We start from the raw sequence: 18614 nt of genomic DNA, 5'->3' as shown, positions 1-18614 counted from the left end.
CGAACCACTCTAAAAAACGCACCAAAATGATCAACTAGCAAGCAACCCCCAAATTGACGCACCCTTTTGAAACAAACGCACCAAATTGATCCAATTCGAAACCAAAGAAAAGCACCAATGTGGTACAAAGTCGCGCCTATAGTCAGGCTGAAAAACTGGTTTGTTTCTTGCTGTATATAGCTAAGCAAAAAGAATCGAAACAATCAGTTAGCCAAGGGACCAATGTGAGCCAGCTTATTCAAACCAAGCACAGCAAGACATCAGCACCGATTAAACAGGGTTGGTTAGCTCAGCTTGATCTCGGCTTTGCGCCTATTGCTAACAAAACACGGTTAACGCTCAACAAGAGCATTGGCCCGTTAAGGGTACAGCGACCGTTTCATCCGGAATTAACCGCACCAGACTGCTGCCACGTTTATTTGTTACACCCACCGGGTGGTTTAGTGGCGGGCGACAAACTGCTCATGAATGTAGAGTGCTTTGAAGGCAGTAAAGTGGTACTGACCACCCCGGCCTCTGGCAAGTTATACCGCTCTAACTTGGCCCGCCAACAGCAATCTCAGCAGCAGCGTTTCCATGTGCAAAATAACAGCAGCCTGGAATGGCTTCCTCCCGAAACGATTGTGTTTAATGGTGCGCAAGGGCGTTTAGACAGCCACTTTATGCTGCAGGGTAATGCGCAATTGATTGCCTGGGAAATTACCTGTCTAGGCCGTAAAGCCAGTGAGGAAGACTTTGATAACGGCGAGCTACTGCAATCAATCAAAGTGTATCGAGAACAGCGCCCACTATTAATTGAAAATACCCGTATACATAACGCCATTACCGCTAACAACCCAGCGGCGCTGGCAGGTAAACACGTTTACGCCTGCATGTTAGCCACGGTTGACCAACTCAGCGAAGCTGAGCAAAAACAATTATTGGAAGATCTTCGTCAACAACTAAGTTGCCCAGAGATTGGGGCAACCTTGGTAAGAGGCTTAATCATTTTACGCTATTTGGGTGATAAAGCTGAAATCGTACGCCAACAGTTTGAAGACGCATGGGCGGTCATTCGCCCACGCACCTTAGGACATGTCGCAGTGCGTCCACGCATTTGGAATACCTAATTTAAAACACTACGAGGCAAACATGGAATTAACCCCTAGAGAGAAAGATAAGTTATTGCTGTTTACCGCATTTTTGGTCGCCGAGCGACGCAAAAACAAAGGGCTAAAACTCAACTACCCAGAAACGGTAGCCTACCTCTCGGCCAGTATTGTTGAAGGCGCGCGCGAAGGTCGCCGAGTTGCCGAGTTAATGAGCTGGGGACGCACCCTGTTAACCCGCGACGACGTAATGGATGGCATTGCCGAAATGGTGCACGAAGTACAGGTGGAAGCCACTTTCCCCGACGGCACCAAATTAGTCACCGTGCATAACCCGATCCCTTAGGCCACCAATAAAGGAACAGCAAATGATACCTGGAGAACTGATCATTGAAGACGGTTGGATAGAGCTAAATCAAGGTTTAGCTACCGTAACCGTTGACGTTGCCAATAGTGGTGACCGCCCCGTGCAAGTAGGTTCGCACTACCATTTTGCCGAAACTAACCCGGCCTTACATTTTGACCGTAAAGCGGCACTGGGCTTTCGCCTAAATATTGCCGCTGGCACCGCGGTGCGCTTTGAGCCAGGCCAGAGCCGTAAGGTAGAGCTAGTGGCACTTAGCGGTAAACGCGAAGTGTACGGCTTTAGAGGGGAAGTAATGGGTAGCTTAGACAGCGAGGAACAAGCATGAGCAAGATGGATAAACGCGCCTATGCCGAAATGTTCGGCCCCACCGTAGGTGATAAAGTACGCCTAGGCGATACCGAGCTAATCATTCAAGTAGAAAAAGATTACGCTCAATACGGCAGCGAAGTGAAGTTTGGTGGCGGTAAGGTGATTCGTGATGGCATGGGACAAAGCCAAGCCGGCTGCGCCATGGTACCTGACACGGTGATTACCAACGCCTTAATCTTAGATCATTGGGGCATTGTGAAAGCCGATATTGCCTTAAAAGAAGGTCGTATTCAGGCGATTGGTAAAGCCGGTAACCCCGATATTCAAGATAATATCGACATTGAAATTGGTGCCGGTACCGAAGTCATCGCCGGCGAAGGCCAAATTGTTACCGCTGGCGGCGTAGACTCACACATCCACTTCATTTGCCCACAGCAAATCGAAGAAGCTTTAATGTCAGGCACCACCACCATGTTAGGTGGCGGTACAGGCCCAGCAACGGGTACCAACGCGACCACTTGTACCCCAGGGCCTTTCCACCTAGGAAAAATGTTACAAGCCGCCGATAGTTTCCCAATGAACTTAGGGTTTTTAGGCAAGGGCAACGCCAGCCTACCGCGCCCACTAGAAGAGCAACTGATCGCCGGTGCCATGGGCTTAAAACTGCATGAAGACTGGGGCACCACGCCAATGTCTATCGACAACTGTTTAACCGTGGCAGAAAATTACGACGTACAGGTAGCCATTCATACCGATACTTTAAACGAATCTGGTTTTGTAGAAGATACCATTGCAGCCTTTAAAGGTAGGGTCATTCATACCTATCACACCGAAGGCGCCGGTGGTGGTCATGCTCCCGATATTATTACGGCTTGTGGCTTAGACAATGTATTACCGTCTTCTACCAACCCTACTCGCCCCTACACCATCAATACCGTAGACGAGCACTTAGACATGTTGATGGTATGTCACCACCTTGATCCGGCTATTCCTGAAGACGTCGCCTTTGCCGACTCTCGAATTCGTAAAGAAACCATTGCCGCCGAAGACATTTTACATGACTTAGGCGCTTTCTCGATGATTGCCTCTGATTCACAAGCAATGGGCCGGGTTGGTGAAGTCATTACCCGTACTTGGCAAACCGCCCACAAGATGAAAGTTCAGCGAGGTTTATTACCAGAAGATAAAGACATTGGCTGTGATAACTTTCGTGCTAAACGCTACGTAGCCAAATACACCATAAACCCGGCGATTACTCATGGTATCGCCCATGAGGTTGGCTCTATCGAAGTGGGTAAATTAGCCGACCTGGTGTTATGGAAGCCGGCCTTTTTTGGCGCTAAACCTTCGCTCATTATAAAAGGCGGTGCCATCGCCGCTGCGCCAATGGGCGACCCTAACGCATCGATCCCAACCCCTCAACCCGTGCATTATCGCCCAATGTTTGGCGCCTATGGTAAAGCCATGAGTGAAACTCGAGTGACCTTCGTGTGCCAAGCCGCAATAGACGCCAAAGTGAAAGAAACCTTGGGTTTAACCAGTCGTTTAGTGGCCTGTAAAAATACCCGTAGTATCAAAAAACAAGACATGGTGCATAACCATTATCAACCCCATATGGAAGTGGATTCACAAACCTACGAAGTACGCGCCGATGGTCAGCTACTGGAGTGTGAACCCGCCACTGAATTACCGCTGGCTCAGCGTTACTTTTTATTTTAAGGAGAGAATGAATGTTAAAGGTGTATCAAACCCTCCATCACTACCATGGCCCGGTGCATCATCAGGTGGTATTGAGTTACGAACTGCGTAAAAAAGCGCGAATTAAGGCACAAACCGAAGACAAGCAAGACATTGGCTTTTTTTTAGAGCGTGGCCAAGTGCTGCAAAACGGCCAGTTTCTTGAAGCCGAAAATGGCGAAGTGGTGGAAATTAAAAGTGCCGATGAGTTAGTGACTACCGCCTATAGCGATGACCCGTTGATGTTCGCAAAGGTTTGCTATCACTTAGGTAACCGCCATACGCCGCTACAAATTGGTGAAGGTTGGGTGCGCTTTCAGCCAGACCATGTATTGCAAGATTTAGTCGAGCTTTACGGTTTGCGTGTTGAACAACACCAAGGACCTTTTGACCCAGAGACGGGCGCTTACCATAGCCATTTGCCGGCGCATAGTCACTAATGAGTAGCTTGGCGCAACTGCAGCTGATGCGATTGGTTAGCCCAAGCTTGCCAGTAGGTGGTTTTGCCTACTCGCAAGGTTTGGAGTATGCCATTGAGAACGGCTGGGTAAATAATCCAAATCAGCTAAATAGCTGGATTAGTGGCTGCTTAGATGCAGGTTTAGCCTGCTTAGATATTCCGATGTTAGCGGCACTCTATCGGGCATTGGCTGAGCAAGACTACGCCAAATTTGAGTGCTTGAATTTGGAACTAATTGCTAGCCGAGAAACTCTCGAATTAGAACTTGAAGATGTGCAAATGGGTAATGCCTTACGCACCTTATTAAACCAACTGGACGCTAACATTACCAAGCCACTGAGCGACGAAGCCATGAGTTGGACCAGCATGTTTGCTTTAGCTGGAGTGCATTGGCAAGTAGAACTCAATCAACTGGCTGATGGTTATTTATGGACATGGTTAGAAAACCAATTAGCGGTAGCCGGTAAAACCCTCCCCCTAGGGCAAACCGCTTGCCAGAAATTGCTGAGCGAATTACTCCCTAAACTTCCTACTGCGCGTGAATCAGGGCTCGCTCTACCTTTTGAACAAATTAGCGGGTCACTGCCAGCCTTGAGCTTGGCCAGTACCTTACATGAAACCCAATATTGTCGACTGTTCCGCTCTTAAGCGCAGCAGCAATTATGAGGAATAAAAACCATGAGCATTAAACAAACCTTACGTGTAGGAGTCGGTGGCCCAGTAGGTTCTGGCAAAACAGCGCTACTAACCGCCTTATGTCGAGAGCTAAAAGATCGCTTCAACCTAGCCGTAGTGACCAATGACATTTACACCAAAGAAGATGCACAATTTTTATTACGCAATGACGCGTTAGCCGAAGATCGTATTTTAGGCGTTGAGACAGGCGGGTGTCCGCATACCGCGATCCGCGAAGATGCCTCGATGAATCTAGCCGCGATTGCTGAGCTAAACCGTCGTCACAAAGGATTAGATCTAGTTCTGGTTGAAAGTGGCGGTGACAACCTGAGTGCTACGTTTAGCCCCGAGTTAAGCGATTTAACCCTCTATGTGATTGACGTAAGTGCTGGCGATAAAATCCCGCGAAAAGGCGGGCCCGGTATTACTAAGTCAGACTTATTAATCATCAACAAAACCGATTTAGCCCCTTATGTGGGTGCGTCTCTTGAGGTGATGGATCGTGATGCTAAAAAAATGCGCGGTGAGCGCCCATTTGTATTCAGCAACCTTAAAACCAATCAGGGTTTACAAGACATCATCAGCTTCATTATTGAGCAAGGCATGTTAGAAGAAACTAGCCCAGCCACTGCTAACTAATCTATTTTATAAGGATATTGACCCATGAAAAAACTACTTACCTTAACCGCAGGCCTACTATTTAGCTTACCTGGTTTTGCCCACGAAGGCGCACACCACGGCCTATCTGCTGGGCTATTACACCCGCTAACAGGTATAGACCATTTGTTGGCTTTAAGCTTAATTGGCCTACTGGCGAGTCAAACGGGCAAGCTCAAACTAAGCCTAAGCCAAAGCTTGTTTGCTTTAGTATTGGCAGCGCTAGTCGCTAGCTTTGGGCTTGTACCACCAATGTTAGAAACAGGTTTAGCGGTATCATTATTAGTGATGGCGGTATTAGTCGCTAAGTTGTTACCGCGCTCTGCAGGCATCGCCGGCTTAGTGGTATGTTTGGTGGCGGCTTTACACGGTGCAGCCCATGGTAACGAAGTACCCGCCGGTGCTGATTTAACACTATTCTTCGCAGGTTTTATTGCTAGCTCTGTCACCTTAATTTGTGGTGGTTACCTACTAGGTAAAGCTGCCCTACGCTCCCAGCATGGTCTAACAATAACGCGTGCTATTGCAGGCCTAACAGCCGCCTTTGGCCTAAGTGCGCTACTTGCCTAAGGGACCATTTAAAACGCCGCTAGCCCTGTTTTGCTAGCGGCGACATCATCAAGTTTTTGCGGCATAATACCGCTATGAGTATCAATTCTTTGTCAATACAGCCACTGCAGCAGCAATGCCAAATTAGGCCTGAGCATATTGCGTTGAGCATTGGTGAGCAACACTTTAGCTACCAACAGCTAAACACCATGGTTAACGCCACCGCAGCGCAACTGCGTAAGCAAGGTGTGGGCGAAGGTTCAAGAGTATGTTGTTTTGGCGAAGACCCGCTGCGCATGTTACTGCTACAGTTGTGTAGTTTGCAGCTAGCTTATGTGTATTGTCCGCTTAATCACCACCACCCACTCCAGCAGCTACAAAGCCTCAGCCAATCGGTAGATAGCCAGTTTTATTGGAGCGATCTAGCGCTGCCTTTAGCACCAGCAGTGCAGATTGAGTTCAATCCCTTTCAAGATATGGATATTGAGCCGGTCACCAGACTTGATGCCGAACGGCCGCTTAGCATGGTATTTACTTCTGGCAGCAGCGGCCCACCTAAAGCGGTAGTGCATTGTTGGCGAAATCACTATTACAGCGCCCTAGGCTCGCAAACCGTCATCCCGCTAACTGAACAAGACCAGTGGCTGTTGTCACTGCCGCTCTATCATATTGGCGGCCAAGCCATTGTATGGCGTTGTTTACTGGCTGGCGCTCGCATTGTGGTGGCGCAAAACAAAGGCCGTGTTTTCCCTGATTTAGTCGCCAGCGACACCACCCATGTCTCTTTGGTCCCTACGCAGCTCTATCGCTTACTTACCCAAGCCAAATTCTGGGCCAGCGCGCTGAGTCTTAAACACATTCTGATTGGTGGCGCCGCCTGTAACGATAGCTTATTGGAAGATGCCATTAGCCGTGGCTTTCAGGTGTACAGCTCCTATGGGAGCAGCGAGTTAAGCTCGCAGGTGGCTACGCGCAACCACCGCCTAGAACACCCCACCTATCAGTTGTTACCTCACCGCCACGCCAAAATTCATCAAGGTGAAATTTATTTGCGCGGCGAGACCTTATTTTTAGGCTATTGGAAAAATGGCGAAATACTTCGCCCCAGTGACCCCAAAGGCTGGTTTAACAGTGGCGATACTGGGCGTATTGAAGGCAACCGGCTATATACACTGGGTCGCAGCAACAACATGTTTATTTGTGCTGGTGAAAACATTCAGCCTGAAGAAATAGAGCTGGCATTACTGCAACACCCACAGATCAATCAAGCGATTGTGGTTCCTCAGCAAAATAGTGAGTATGGCCAACGGCCAGTGGCTTTTATTAGCAGTGAAGCTCCGCTAGGCAAGCTGCCACTGAATCAATTTTTACGTCAGCAGCTTGCGGCTATCAAGTTACCGATAGCCTATTTTGAGTTACCCGAGCAAAACTCACTCAAACCTTCGCGTGGTGAGTTAAGCGACTTAGCGAATTACAGGTCTAGCTGTTGCGACCAATGTTGAAACTCTGAAATATTAATCCAAGATTGTTGATAGGCATGTTGCAAGGCTGATTGTTGCTGCTCTTTAAGGTTTTGATGGGAATCAGGAACAAAACAGCATGCTCCTTTAAAGAATTGTTCTCTTTCAGCTAAGTAACGGCTTAGCAATCCGGTTTTTGCGAAGTTAATGTCACTTCTCATAAGCACTCCTTACGACTAATAATAGTTAGCGCCCAGCGGTAAGCATTAGTTCTACTTCCACTACCTCTAGATTTAGCACGCTCTGTGAGTAGCGACAAGCTTTAATCGAATGATTTGAATAAACTATCTAAGGTGTCACGAATATTTTCCGTCTATCACTCGTTATTACACAGGCCTTGTTTACCCTCGTGCCGATGAGCACTAAAATGCTCCTTAGATTAATTAAGAGGTGAATATGAAACGAAGTGTTTTACTACTCAGTGCATTGTTAGCGTTGGCGGCCAATCCAAGTTATGCAAATCCTGAATTGGGAGTAATGGTTGGCAGCGATAACGGGATCAGTGCTCAGTTTGATGATATTCGCGTCAATCTTGGGTTTAACGATTTATCGCTCAGCGCCGATAAGATGTTTGATTTTAAAGAGCAGCCCTATTTCTATTACGGGTTTGGCGGTAAGCTCAGTGACAGTAAGCACAAAAAGTTAGGGGCTAGAGCTGTATTTGGCGCAAATAGAGCTGTGGAACAATTCCGTTTTTTCGCCGAAGTACAGCCGATTATCTATGTGGTAGACAACATAGATGTGAAGCTTGAATTTAGTGCCGGAGTTCGTTATATGTTCTAAATTGGGCTAATTTCCTGCCATTCTCTGCTAGCCTTAAAGCAACTGCGGCAGAGAATGGGATAATGGCGATGCCCTCACCAGATATTCAGTTGCTCAACCAATTTGTGAAAGCTTACGAGCAACAACATCAATATCCAGAAACCAACACGCCCGGGCAACGAGAGCAGCTATTCATCCGCTTAGAAAAAAGTTTGCATTGTCGCCTATTCGAAGCCAACTACACACGTTTAAACCCGCAAGGACAGTTGTTATACCGACGGGCTAAGCAGTTACAGTTGCAACTGAACAACCTATTTCAAAGCCAAGACACCGCGACTCGACCTCAACAAATAATTATTGGTATGGATGAGTTTGTACCGAGTCAAAGCCTGCTGCATTGCTATCCAAGGTTTATCTCTGAGTTGGCATTACAACAGCTCAAACTGGTGCAGCTCAGCGAACAACAGTTACAAGCTCAATTATGTCAGGGCGAGATAGATATTGCCTTGCGTGTCGCGCAACAACAAAAACCGCCCAAAACTCACTCAAGGCGATATTGCAGTTTAAACTTAGCGTTAGCTTGTGCTGCACGCCATAGCCTAAGCAGGCATCAACAACTTAGTGCTGAACAATTACAGCGCCATCGGCAGCTCTGTCTGAGCCATTTGCCCACAGAGTTGCAACTCAATAGGGTTAATTGCTGGCACTTAGAGCACCGAGAAATTCTGCATGATTTATTAGTGTTAGGCATGGGCTGGGCGATTGCCCCGCGTCATTGGCTGGAGCCTAGTTTTCGCAACGGGAGTTTAATCGAGCTACATTTAAGCAACTATTTTTCTCCAGCAAGATTAGAAATAGAAATTTTGTGGCAAAGCGGTCAGCACAACAGCTTAGTAGCTCAGTGCCTGAACTTACTTGGACTAAGTGCCTATGATGGATGATCCTAAATATTTACCCGCACTCAAGGCTTTTGTTTGTGTTGCCAGGCATGGTGATTTAGCCCATTGCTCTACGCAGCTAAAACTTAGCCCCGATGAAATACTCGAGCAATTGGACCAGTTACAACTAACGCTTGCTTGTTCGCTCTTTACCCAACAATCTCCACCGTTTCATTTAAGCCAAGCGGGTTTAGCCATGGTGGAACAAGCCGAATTGATCGTTCACCGCTACCAGGAGTTGCAACGCCACTGTCAGCATCTACAACAAGGCCAAAGTTTACAACTCAGTATCAGCTATCAAAGCTGGTTCCCCAGCCCATGGCTAACGTTGCTCGCTAGCCAGCTTCATCGATACGACCATTTATTAGAGCTCAATTTTACCGCTGGCCAGCAACAAATGATGCACTTTAGTTTCTCTGCGAATAATCAGCGTCCAGAAATCGAAGTATTAGATTGGCAGGCAGCAAAACTGGTGAAGGTGGCTCACCCCAAACTGGTCAATCATAGCCAGCTATTTGATAGTCACCTAAAACTGTTTGATATTCGTGAGCCACAACACAACAACCTATTTAGCGGTGAAACGCTATTACTCGATGCGCTTAGTGAAGGCCTAGGTTGGGCAATACTTCCGCAAATAAGTGTAGAATCACGCTTGGCTGAGGGAACCCTTAAGGCTTGGCTTGAACCGCAAGGTGAGCTTGCCACCTACTTGCACCTATCCAAGCATTGCCCCGAAGACCTCTGCGCTTGGATAAAGCAACAACAAGCCGAGTATCTAAGCTAGTTAGGCATTTGCAACACTAGTGGTTTAGCTGACAGCAAGGTTATAATGAGTGTCAGATAATTGCAGACCAAGCACAGTACTATGAGTAGACCCCGTTGCCAGCGCTGCTTACGCCCCGTGAGCCACTGCCTATGCCCACATATCCCAAACTGTGAACACCGCCATTCGGTACTTATTCTGCAACACCCCAGTGAACAAAAAAATGCTAAAGGCACCGCTCATCTAGCGAGTTTAGCGCTCAACAAAGCACAGTTAGTGATTGGTGAAACGCCCGCTGACTTCAATGAGATCTGCCAAGCGGTAACAGCAAACCCACAGCAGTACTGGCTAATTTTTCCAAGCGAAACCAGCCAAGCCATAGAACAACAGAGGCCCTTAACCGAGGCAAATAATCGTCCCGCATGCCCGCTCCCCATTACATTGATTTTCTTGGATGGCACCTGGCGTAAAGCGCTAAAGCTTTGGCACCTAAACCCTTGGTTAACACAAATAGCCCAATTTCATTTTGCCAATGCACCGGCAGGACAATATCGCATTCGAAAAACCCGTATCGATCAAGGCTTGTCTACCATTGAAGCAATAGCCTACACGTTACAACAAATTGAAGACTTCAACCCCACGCCACTGCGGAACGTGCTAGAGACACTGGTTGAGCAACAAATAGCGGCAATGCCCAAGCAAATAAAAAACCGTTATTAAACCTTGGCTATTCTCTGCCTCTTTTTAACTAAGCCAAATTAGCCTGCAAACTGGTTAAATGTACAAACAGCGTCTACTGTTGAAGCTATATGTTGGCCGTAAAGTAGGAGCGCTTTAGCATGTCTCAACACAACACCGTGCCAGAGCAACAAAGCAAATCGAGCGAGTGGAAGACCTTTCTCTTCATTACCATCATTCTGTTCCCCGTTTTGGCGGTGATACTGGTAGGTGGTTATGGTTTTACGGTATGGATGCTGCAACTGTTAATGGGCCCTCCGGGACACGGATAACCTACCTTTATCTGTTCGCTTTATTTAGCGTTTTAGCAACCTTAATAACCCACAGCGATGTGAGATAACACAATGAAAAAACTGCTGAAAACATTCTGGTCCGTGATAAGTAAACCCAGCGTACACTTAAGCTTTGGTTTGTTAACTATTGGCGGTTTTATTGCCGGTATCATCTTCTGGGGTGGTTTTAATACCGCACTAGAAGTGACTAATACTGAAAAGTTTTGCATCGGCTGTCATGAAATGGCTGACAACGTGTATGTAGAATTACAAGACACTGTGCATTGGAAAAATACCTCTGGCGTACGCGCTACTTGCCCAGATTGTCACGTACCGCACAATTGGACAGACAAAATTGCGCGAAAGATGCAGGCGTCTAAAGAAGTTTTCGGTACCGTGTTTGGAACTATTAATACTCGCGAGAAATTTCTAGCAAAACGGGGGGAGCTTGCTCAACACGAATGGGATCGTTTTACCGCTAATAATTCTCTCGAGTGTAAAAACTGTCACAACTACAACAGCATGGACTTCGATTCGATGTCAGAGCGTGCTCAAACGCAAATGAAAATGGCTGCAGAGCGTGACCAAAGCTGTATTGACTGCCATAAAGGTATTGCCCACCAACTACCAGAAAATATGAATTCTGGCGAAGGCACCTTAGCCAAACTCGAAGAAATGGCAACTTCAGGCTACCAAGAAGGTCAGGCCTACTTTAGCGTGCGGCAATTGCCCTTATTCACAAATCCAGATCTCAGTGAAGAAGCCGGCCAACTGAACGCCGCCACTGAAGTGAAAATTATCGAAGTAAAAGGCGATGCGATTAAAGTTGAAATTGACGGCTGGCGCAAAACTAAAGGGTTTGGCCGGGTTCTATTTGAAGACTTTGCGATGAACATCAACGATGGCTACTTAACCAAAGAAGTCGCGCAAAACGACAGCATGTTAACCAAAGGTGAAACCAAAGAAGACGATCTCACTGGCCTACCTTGGCAGAAAGTGTCAATTGAACTGTGGATGCGCAATGGCTCGCTGACCGATTCGCGAGACACCTTATGGCAGTTTGCTAAATCCACTTACGATACCAGCTGTAGTGTTTGTCATACTCAGCCTGCAGAAAACCACTTCGACACCAATACCTGGCCAGGTATGTTCAACGGTATGTTGTCGTTTGTAAATTTAGACGGTGATACTCAGGCGCTAGTATTAAAATACTTGCAAAAACACTCTTCAGACTTTTCTGACGCTGGCCACTAATTCAAGGAGATTAACATGGCAATTACTCGTCGCGGTTTTCTCAAAGGCATTTTAGCCACCAGCGCTAGTACTTTGATAGGTCCCAGTTTATTGGCGGTATCAAATGATGCGGCTGCCGCCGAAACAGCAGGTATGTGGAAGGTATCGGGTTCTCACTGGGGAGCGTTTAGAGCACGTGTTTATGGCGGTAAGGTGCAAGAGGTCAAAGCCTTTGAAGCTGATAAGTATCCCACCGATATGCTGAAAGGCATTAGGGGTATTATCTATAGTCCTTCGCGCATTCGTTACCCGATGGTGCGTTACGATTGGTACTTAAATCGCCATAAAAGCGATACCAGTCAACGGGGCGACAATCGCTTCATTCGGGTCACTTGGGACGAAGCGCTAGACTTGTTCTATCAAGAATTAGAGCGGGTGCAAAAAGACTATGGCCCTTGGGCTTTGCATGCAGGTCAAACCGGCTGGCGACAAACCGGTCAAGTACATTCATGTGGAAATCACATGGAACGCGCAGTTGCCATGCATGGTTTTTCGGTTAAAAAAGTAGGGGATTACTCAACGGGTGCAGGGCAAACTATCATGCCTTATGTGCTAGGTACTACCGAGGTGTATGCACAAGGAACCTCTTGGCCGCTTATTTTAGAGAACAGTAAAACCATTGTATTGTGGGCGAATGACCTAGTGAAAAACCTACAAGTGGGTTGGGCCTGTGAAACCCATGAGTCATTTGAATACCTAGAACAACTAAAAGATAAGGTGGCCAACAAACAAATTAGAGTGATTAGTGTCGACCCTGTACGCACTAAAACACAGGACTACTTAGGCTGCGAACAACGTTATGTGAATCCGCAGGCCGATGTCCCCTTTATGCTGGGAATAGCCCATACGCTTTATCAAGAAGAGCTTTACGACAAGGAGTTTATCAATACCTACGCACTTGGTTTTGAAGACTTTATTCCTTACGTCACCGGACAAAGTAAAGATAAGATCGAGAAAACCCCAGAATGGGCCGAAGCTATTTGTGGCGTACCAGCCGAAGACATTCGCCAGTTTGCTCGCTTGTTGGCCAGCGATAGAACCCAAATCATGTTTGGCTGGTGTATCCAGCGCCAACAGCATGGTGAACAACCTTACTGGATGGGCGCGGTTATAGCGGCGATGTTAGGCCAGATAGGCTTGCCCGGTGGCGGGGTGTCTTATGGTCACCATTACAGTTCTATTGGAGTACCATCTACTGGCGCCGCAGGGCCGGGAGCTTACCCACGCAACCCCGACAAACCGGATGAGCGTATCCACAAAAACCAAGACTTTAATGGCTACAGCAGCACCATCCCGGTTGCCCGTTGGGTAGATGCGATTTTAGAACCCGGCAAAGTGATTAATGCCAACGGGGCTAAAATCACCCTTCCAGATTTGAAAATGATGGTGTTTTCAGGGTGTAACCCTTGGCATCACCACCAAGATCGCAACCGTATGAAAAAAGCCTTCCAAAAATTAGAAACCGTTGTAAGCGTCGACTTCACATGGACCGCGACTTGCCGCTTCTCAGATATTGTTCTGCCCGCCTGTACCCAGTGGGAACGTAACGATATTGATTTATATGGCTCGTATAGCAACCGCGGTATTATTGCCATGCACAAGTTAGTCGATCCACTGTATCAGTCTAAAACTGACTTTGAGATTTTCACCCTACTCAGCCAACGCTTTGGCAAAGCTAAAGAATATACTCAAGGCAAGACCGAAATGGAGTGGGTAAAACAACTCTACGATGAATGTGCCGCCGCCAATAAAGGTAAGTTTGAAATGCCAGACTTTATCACCTTTTGGAAAGAGGGCTGGGTAGATTTTGGTAAGGGCCCAAACTGGACTCGCCAAGCGGATTTTCGGGCTGATCCTGAAATTAATGCTTTGGGTACTCCCTCTGGCTTTATTGAAATATTTAGTCGTAAGATTGATCGCTATGGTTATGACGACTGCCAAGGACACCCTATGTGGTTTGAAAAAGCCGAGCGCTCACATGGTGGCCCAGGTTCTGAAAAATTTCCTATCTGGCTACAATCTTGTCACCCCGACCAACGGCTACACTCTCAAATGTGTGACTCTGAAGAATATCGTGCCAGCTATGCCGTACAAGGCCGTGAGCCGATATACATTAATCCAGAAGATGCCAAGAAACGCGGTATTAAAGACGGCGACTTAGTGAGAGTATTCAATCAGCGAGGTCAGTTACTGGCAGGAGCCGTAGTCTCAGATAAATTCGCTAAAGGGGTAGCGCGCATTCACGAAGGGGCTTGGTATGGGCCTGAAGATGAAAAAATAGGCGCGTTAGATACCTATGGCGACCCAAATACCCTGACCATGGATATTGGTAGCTCTCAGCTAGCCCAAGCCACCAGCGCCAATACTTGTTTAGTTGAATTTGAAAAATTTGTCGGTAAGGCCCCCGCGGTATCGTCATTCGGTGGCCCTAAGGAGATGGCATAAATGTTAGAGCAAGTAAGCTCAAGCGAAGAAAGCGAAGTACGGGCCAGCCTCTATTGGTGGTTCGCGAGTACTTTTACTAAAGAGCTAGATAAGCAACAGCTTAATCACTATATCTCTGGAGAAGGAGCCGCCCTGCTTAAAAACCTGGCCGAGGTTCCCGAATTAAGCAGCGCGGTACAACGTATTAATAATGGCTTAGCCCACAGCCTAGCCATGCGCCACCCAGAGTTGGAATTGGCCGCAGACTTCTGCCAACTGTTTCTCACTGATGCCAACACGGGCGCGCCTCCGTACGCCTCTATTTACTCAGGGTCTAAAATGATGTTCCAACAGCCTCATGAAGACATGCAGGCACTGCTGAAACAACAGGGCATGCAAGTAGACCCAGCATTTAATGAACCTGCAGATCACCTAGCCATTCAGTTAGATTATTTGGGTAATTTGATTATCCGTGATGGTCAAAAAGCCACCAGCGCTCAAGGCCAATTTATCAAGCAGCAATTGCTCTCTTGGTTACCACAATGGGTAGATTCGCTGCAAAACGCGACTGGCGGGGAGTTCTATAAGGGGTTTGCCGCGCTTTTGTTAGCTTACTTATACCTAGATATTCAATTTCTTTAAGCCGCCATAACGCAGTACCTAAGCCTCACCTCTGTTGTGAGGTGATCGCTGCGGCTTGTTATTTAGCTATTGTGCAACCACACATCAATAACTTACCCAACAAAACAACATCAAGTTAACATTTAAATAACATTTAACTGGTAATCTTTATTGCGTCATCTATGCTTACATTAAGTCGGTTGTCGCTTTTAGATGCCCGGGCGATAGCACCTCGTTTGGTAGGCGTTATGCCCCTCCTATCTATTGGCGGTGCCGGCTCGCCTCTTTCTGATTCCCTCTAAAATTAAACATTTCTTCAACATCTACACCTTTTAGCCATGACTAGCACGCTAGAATATGGAAAAATGCTGCTTTCCTTAGCTGATTTAAAGATGCAATTAACATGGATGATAAAAAACGCCCGCTTTATATCCCTTATGCTGGTCCCGCACTATTAGAGACGCCCCTACTCAATAAGGGCAGCGCTTTTAACCAAGAAGAACGGATTTTCTTTAATTTAGAAGGCTTATTACCCGAAACCATTGAAAGCATCGATGAGCAAAGTGAACGCGCTTATAAGCAATACCAGAGCTTCACTAACGACTTAGACCGCCATATCTATCTGCGCAATATTCAAGATACTAACGAAACGCTGTTTTATCGATTGGTTGAAGACCATATTAGTGAAATGATGCCGATCATTTACACCCCAACGGTGGGGGCTGCTTGTGAGCAGTTTTCCAATATTTATCGTCGCTCACGCGGCTTATTTATCTCCTACCCTAATCGCCACCGGATCGACGAATTACTTAATAACGCCACTCGTCACAATGTAAAAATTATCGTGGTGACTGATGGCGAACGTATTTTGGGACTGGGTGACCAAGGTATCGGTGGAATGGGGATCCCCATTGGCAAATTATCACTGTATACCTCTTGCGGTGGGATTAGCCCTGCTTACACCTTGCCCATTGTGTTAGATGTAGGCACCGATAACCAACAACTTCTTAACGACCCCATGTATATGGGTTGGCGACATCAGCGAATCAGCGGTGAGGAATACGACGCATTTGTCGAACAGTTCATGCAAGCAGTAAAAGTTCGCTGGCCGGAAGCTTTAATCCAATTTGAAGACTTTGCACAAAAAAATGCGATGCCGCTGCTGCAACGCTATAAAGACCAGTTTTGTTGTTTCAATGATGATATCCAAGGTACTGCTGCAGTCACTGTAGGCTCTTTATTGGCAGCCTGTAAGGCTGCCAATACCCGTTTAGCCGAACAACGCGTCACTTTTGTCGGCTCAGGTTCAGCAGGTTGCGGGATCGCCGAGGCCATTATTGCCGCGATGGTTGAAGAAGGAATTACCGAAACTCAAGCTCGAAGCCAAATTTTCATGGTAGACCGCTGGGGGCTACTACAAAATAACATGCCAAACTTGTTAGGCTTCCAAAAAGCTTTGGCTCAATCAGCTCACTTACAACAGCAATGGTCAGTGGAAAGCGATAGCCTGTCTTTACTGGATGTCGTTGAACATGCCAAACCAACAGTATTAATTGGTGTATCTGGAGCGGCCGGGGTATTTAGCCAACAAGTCATTGAAACCATGCATCAACACTGCGCTAAACCCATCGTTCTGCCGCTGTCTAACCCTACTAGTCGAGTAGAAGCTTTACCTGAAGACATATTGCGTTGGACCCAAGGGGCAGCCCTAGTGGCAACTGGCAGCCCTTTCCCTCCGGTAAAACTGGGTGAGCAAACCATCGCGATTGCTCAATGTAACAATAGCTATATTTTCCCAGGTATTGGTTTAGGCGTACTAGCCTGCCAAGCCACCAGAGTCAGTGACGCGATGTTAATCGCCAGCAGCCGCGCGTTAGCTGAGTGCTCACCACTAGCAAACGATGGTGAAGGGGCGCTCTTGCCACCGCTAGAGGAAATTCAATTGGTCAGTAAACATATCGCTTATGCGGTAGCTAAAACTGCCATGCAACAAGGCTTAGCGGTAAACACTACCGACGAAGTGCTAATGCAAACTATTGAAGCCAGCTTTTGGAAACCTGAATACCGTCACTATAAACGTACGTCTTTTTAAGAGATGAACAAAAAAGAGGCCTACACGGCCTCTTTTTGTATTCCACATGCCCCTTTACATGCCGAAGCCATAAAACTCAGGGAACACCAAAATAGACGCTAAGACCATTATTTGCAGGATAATGAACGGTACTACCCCTTTATAAATATCGGTAGTTTTCACCTCTGGCGGGGCAACCCCTTTGAGATAGAATAAACTAAAGCCAAAGGGCGGGGTAAGGAAGGACGTTTGTAAATTCATGGCGATTAAAATAGCAAACCACGTTAAATCAATCCCCATTAACTCGGCTACCGGGTAAAGCATCGGTACCACAATAAACGAGATTTCCACAAAATCGATAAAGAAACCCAAGATCAAAATCACGATCATGGTAAGGATTAAAAAGCCCCACTTCTCACCCGGTAAGCTGGTCATCACTTCTTCAATGACTTCTTCGCCACCCGTGTATGAGAACACCATAGAGAACGCCGTTGCACCAATGAAAATAGCAAAGACCATTGAGGTGACTTTAACGGTTTCAATCGATGCCTCGTAAACGATCTTCCAAGAGAACTGGCGATAAATAATAGAGAGTAAAATGGCACCAATACCACCAATCGCAGACGATTCAGTAGGTGTAGCAATACCGTAAAATATTGAGCCCAGTACCGCAATCATTAAAGCCAGCGGCGGAGCTATCGCCTTAAAAGCATTCCAGCAAGGCTGAACACCGTGACCTGCAGCTTCATCTTTAGGTAATGCAGGTGCCATTTCAGGTTTAAAAAATGAAACAGCCAATACATACAGAATGAAAGCCCCTACCAGCATCGCGCCGGGTAGTAAGGCCGCTTTAAATAAATCCCCCACTGGCACACCCATTACATCACCCAAAATAATTAAGATGATGGAGGGTGGAATAATTTGCCCAAGAGTCCCAGAGGCACAAATAACCCCGGCCGCTAGGCGTTTGTCATACTTGTATTTAAGCATCACCGGCAGTGAAATAACGCCCATGGCTACCACTGATGCCCCTACAACGCCAGTGGATGCAGCTAACAAGGCGCCTACTAGAATAGTAGAAACAGCCAAGCCGCCTCGAACACGACCAAACAACTGCCCCATCGCTTCAAGCAACTGCTCAGCAAGGCGAGTTTTCTGTAATACTATTCCCATGAAGATAAAAAGTGGTACCGCCATCAGTACCGAGTTTTGCATAATGCTCATAATTCGATATGGCATAAAAGCAAATAACTCAAAACCCTCGGCAAAGATCCCAAATACCAGTGCGACGCCGCCAAATATAAATGCAACTGGAAAACCAGTAAGCAGCATTAATAAGGCCACAAAAAACATGACAATCCCGATCATGA

Annotated in this window: 20 protein-coding genes; 18 read left to right on the top strand and 2 right to left on the bottom strand. The window is 46.9% G+C overall.

What is annotated here, in order from left to right:
* Positions 1–224: 224 nt before the first annotated feature.
* The 9 genes from ACVFI8_RS11345 to menE all read left to right on the top strand — a co-directional run bounded on the left by ACVFI8_RS11345 (position 225) and on the right by menE (position 7344).
* A complete protein-coding gene (locus ACVFI8_RS11345) occupies positions 225–1109 on the top strand; it encodes an urease accessory protein UreD (RefSeq protein ID WP_457871390.1) in 885 nt (294 codons plus the stop codon).
* Between the two features lie 22 nt (positions 1110–1131).
* The gene (gene ureA / locus ACVFI8_RS11340) at positions 1132–1434 is read left to right on the top strand and encodes an urease subunit gamma (RefSeq protein WP_248713376.1); all 303 of its coding nucleotides are present in this window, start codon (positions 1132–1134) and stop codon (positions 1432–1434) included.
* A gap of 22 nt (positions 1435–1456) precedes the next feature.
* Entirely contained in the window at positions 1457–1780 is a 324-nt protein-coding gene (locus ACVFI8_RS11335; RefSeq protein WP_248713377.1) for an urease subunit beta, read from the top strand.
* The gene (ureC, locus tag ACVFI8_RS11330) at positions 1777–3483 is read left to right on the top strand and encodes an urease subunit alpha (RefSeq protein WP_248713378.1); all 1707 of its coding nucleotides are present in this window, start codon (positions 1777–1779) and stop codon (positions 3481–3483) included. Before ACVFI8_RS11335 ends, ureC begins: the two co-directional genes overlap by 4 nt.
* 11 nt (positions 3484–3494) lie before the next feature.
* Complete coding sequence (gene ureE, locus ACVFI8_RS11325; protein ID WP_248713379.1) at positions 3495–3941, top strand: urease accessory protein UreE; 447 nt, start codon at positions 3495–3497, stop codon at positions 3939–3941.
* Positions 3941–4609 carry an urease accessory protein UreF gene (locus tag ACVFI8_RS11320; RefSeq protein WP_248713380.1) on the top strand — a complete coding sequence of 223 codons (669 nt, stop codon included), beginning with the start codon at positions 3941–3943 and terminating at the stop codon, positions 4607–4609. Before ureE ends, ACVFI8_RS11320 begins: the two co-directional genes overlap by 1 nt.
* Positions 4610–4639: 30 nt before the next feature.
* Positions 4640–5275 (top strand): urease accessory protein UreG, encoded by a 636-nt coding sequence (ureG, locus tag ACVFI8_RS11315; RefSeq protein WP_248713381.1) that lies wholly within the window; start codon positions 4640–4642, stop codon positions 5273–5275.
* A 24-nt stretch (positions 5276–5299) separates the two neighbouring features.
* Entirely contained in the window at positions 5300–5863 is a 564-nt protein-coding gene (locus tag ACVFI8_RS11310; protein WP_248713382.1) for a HupE/UreJ family protein, read from the top strand.
* 74 nt (positions 5864–5937) lie between these two features.
* Complete coding sequence (menE, locus tag ACVFI8_RS11305; protein WP_248713383.1) at positions 5938–7344, top strand: o-succinylbenzoate--CoA ligase; 1407 nt, start codon at positions 5938–5940, stop codon at positions 7342–7344.
* Here menE and ACVFI8_RS11300 read toward each other — a convergent pair.
* Positions 7314–7523 carry a hypothetical protein gene (locus ACVFI8_RS11300; protein WP_248713384.1) on the bottom strand — a complete coding sequence of 70 codons (210 nt, stop codon included), beginning with the start codon at positions 7521–7523 and terminating at the stop codon, positions 7314–7316. The two genes, menE and ACVFI8_RS11300, sit on opposite strands and share 31 nt — an antisense overlap.
* A gap of 235 nt (positions 7524–7758) precedes the next feature.
* On the opposite strand from ACVFI8_RS11300, the gene ACVFI8_RS11295 reads away from it, so the two are divergent.
* From ACVFI8_RS11295 to ACVFI8_RS11255, 9 genes are all read left to right on the top strand, one after another.
* Positions 7759–8145 carry a hypothetical protein gene (locus tag ACVFI8_RS11295; protein ID WP_248713385.1) on the top strand — a complete coding sequence of 129 codons (387 nt, stop codon included), beginning with the start codon at positions 7759–7761 and terminating at the stop codon, positions 8143–8145.
* Between the two features lie 62 nt (positions 8146–8207).
* Entirely contained in the window at positions 8208–9065 is an 858-nt protein-coding gene (locus tag ACVFI8_RS11290; RefSeq protein ID WP_248713386.1) for a LysR family transcriptional regulator, read from the top strand.
* On the top strand, positions 9055–9846 hold the full coding sequence (locus ACVFI8_RS11285) for a LysR family transcriptional regulator (RefSeq protein ID WP_248713387.1): 792 nt from the start codon (positions 9055–9057) through the stop codon (positions 9844–9846). Before ACVFI8_RS11290 ends, ACVFI8_RS11285 begins: the two co-directional genes overlap by 11 nt.
* A gap of 81 nt (positions 9847–9927) precedes the next feature.
* Entirely contained in the window at positions 9928–10545 is a 618-nt protein-coding gene (locus ACVFI8_RS11280; RefSeq protein ID WP_457871389.1) for a tRNA-uridine aminocarboxypropyltransferase, read from the top strand.
* Positions 10546–10664: 119 nt separating this feature from the next.
* Positions 10665–10835, top strand: a complete 171-nt coding sequence (torE, locus tag ACVFI8_RS11275) for a trimethylamine N-oxide reductase system protein TorE (protein ID WP_248713389.1) — start codon at positions 10665–10667, stop codon at positions 10833–10835.
* 72 nt (positions 10836–10907) lie between these two features.
* Entirely contained in the window at positions 10908–12089 is a 1182-nt protein-coding gene (gene torC, locus ACVFI8_RS11270; RefSeq protein ID WP_248713390.1) for a pentaheme c-type cytochrome TorC, read from the top strand.
* 15 nt (positions 12090–12104) lie between these two features.
* Complete coding sequence (torA, locus tag ACVFI8_RS11265; RefSeq protein WP_457871388.1) at positions 12105–14573, top strand: trimethylamine-N-oxide reductase TorA; 2469 nt, start codon at positions 12105–12107, stop codon at positions 14571–14573.
* A complete protein-coding gene (gene torD / locus ACVFI8_RS11260; RefSeq protein ID WP_248713392.1) occupies positions 14574–15194 on the top strand; it encodes a molecular chaperone TorD in 621 nt (206 codons plus the stop codon).
* A 382-nt stretch (positions 15195–15576) separates the two neighbouring features.
* A complete protein-coding gene (locus tag ACVFI8_RS11255) occupies positions 15577–17265 on the top strand; it encodes an NAD-dependent malic enzyme (RefSeq protein WP_457871387.1) in 1689 nt (562 codons plus the stop codon).
* A 54-nt stretch (positions 17266–17319) separates the two neighbouring features.
* Here the strand turns inward: ACVFI8_RS11255 and ACVFI8_RS11250 are convergent, their stop codons facing one another.
* Positions 17320–18612 carry a TRAP transporter large permease gene (locus tag ACVFI8_RS11250; protein ID WP_248713394.1) on the bottom strand — a complete coding sequence of 431 codons (1293 nt, stop codon included), beginning with the start codon at positions 18610–18612 and terminating at the stop codon, positions 17320–17322.
* Positions 18613–18614 lie beyond the last annotated feature (2 nt).

It is taken from the genome of Agarivorans sp. MS3-6 (assembly GCF_054112545.1).
Note: the sequence above shows the minus strand (reverse complement) of the source record. Positions and strands in the feature narration are given on the sequence as shown.

Excerpts from the sequence above, each read along its gene's own strand:
- ureC (WP_248713378.1), top strand. The coding sequence starts at position 1,777 with ATGAGCAAGATGGATAAACGCGCCTATGCCGAAATGTTCGGCCCCACC.
- ACVFI8_RS11295 (WP_248713385.1), top strand. The coding sequence starts at position 7,759 with ATGAAACGAAGTGTTTTACTACTCAGTGCATTGTTAGCGTTGGCGGCC.
- ACVFI8_RS11280 (WP_457871389.1), top strand. The coding sequence starts at position 9,928 with ATGAGTAGACCCCGTTGCCAGCGCTGCTTACGCCCCGTGAGCCACTGC.
- torC (WP_248713390.1), top strand. The coding sequence starts at position 10,908 with ATGAAAAAACTGCTGAAAACATTCTGGTCCGTGATAAGTAAACCCAGC.
- ACVFI8_RS11285 (WP_248713387.1), top strand. The coding sequence starts at position 9,055 with ATGATGGATGATCCTAAATATTTACCCGCACTCAAGGCTTTTGTTTGT.
- ACVFI8_RS11335 (WP_248713377.1), top strand. The coding sequence starts at position 1,457 with ATGATACCTGGAGAACTGATCATTGAAGACGGTTGGATAGAGCTAAAT.
- ureA (WP_248713376.1), top strand. The coding sequence starts at position 1,132 with ATGGAATTAACCCCTAGAGAGAAAGATAAGTTATTGCTGTTTACCGCA.
- torE (WP_248713389.1), top strand. The coding sequence starts at position 10,665 with ATGTCTCAACACAACACCGTGCCAGAGCAACAAAGCAAATCGAGCGAG.
- torD (WP_248713392.1), top strand. The coding sequence starts at position 14,574 with ATGTTAGAGCAAGTAAGCTCAAGCGAAGAAAGCGAAGTACGGGCCAGC.
- ACVFI8_RS11300 (WP_248713384.1), bottom strand. The coding sequence starts at position 7,523 with ATGAGAAGTGACATTAACTTCGCAAAAACCGGATTGCTAAGCCGTTAC.
- ACVFI8_RS11255 (WP_457871387.1), top strand. The coding sequence starts at position 15,577 with ATGGATGATAAAAAACGCCCGCTTTATATCCCTTATGCTGGTCCCGCA.
- torA (WP_457871388.1), top strand. The coding sequence starts at position 12,105 with ATGGCAATTACTCGTCGCGGTTTTCTCAAAGGCATTTTAGCCACCAGC.
- menE (WP_248713383.1), top strand. The coding sequence starts at position 5,938 with ATGAGTATCAATTCTTTGTCAATACAGCCACTGCAGCAGCAATGCCAA.
- ACVFI8_RS11290 (WP_248713386.1), top strand. The coding sequence starts at position 8,208 with ATGGCGATGCCCTCACCAGATATTCAGTTGCTCAACCAATTTGTGAAA.
- ACVFI8_RS11250 (WP_248713394.1), bottom strand. The coding sequence starts at position 18,612 with ATGATCGGGATTGTCATGTTTTTTGTGGCCTTATTAATGCTGCTTACT.
- ureG (WP_248713381.1), top strand. The coding sequence starts at position 4,640 with ATGAGCATTAAACAAACCTTACGTGTAGGAGTCGGTGGCCCAGTAGGT.
- ACVFI8_RS11310 (WP_248713382.1), top strand. The coding sequence starts at position 5,300 with ATGAAAAAACTACTTACCTTAACCGCAGGCCTACTATTTAGCTTACCT.
- ACVFI8_RS11320 (WP_248713380.1), top strand. The coding sequence starts at position 3,941 with ATGAGTAGCTTGGCGCAACTGCAGCTGATGCGATTGGTTAGCCCAAGC.
- ureE (WP_248713379.1), top strand. The coding sequence starts at position 3,495 with ATGTTAAAGGTGTATCAAACCCTCCATCACTACCATGGCCCGGTGCAT.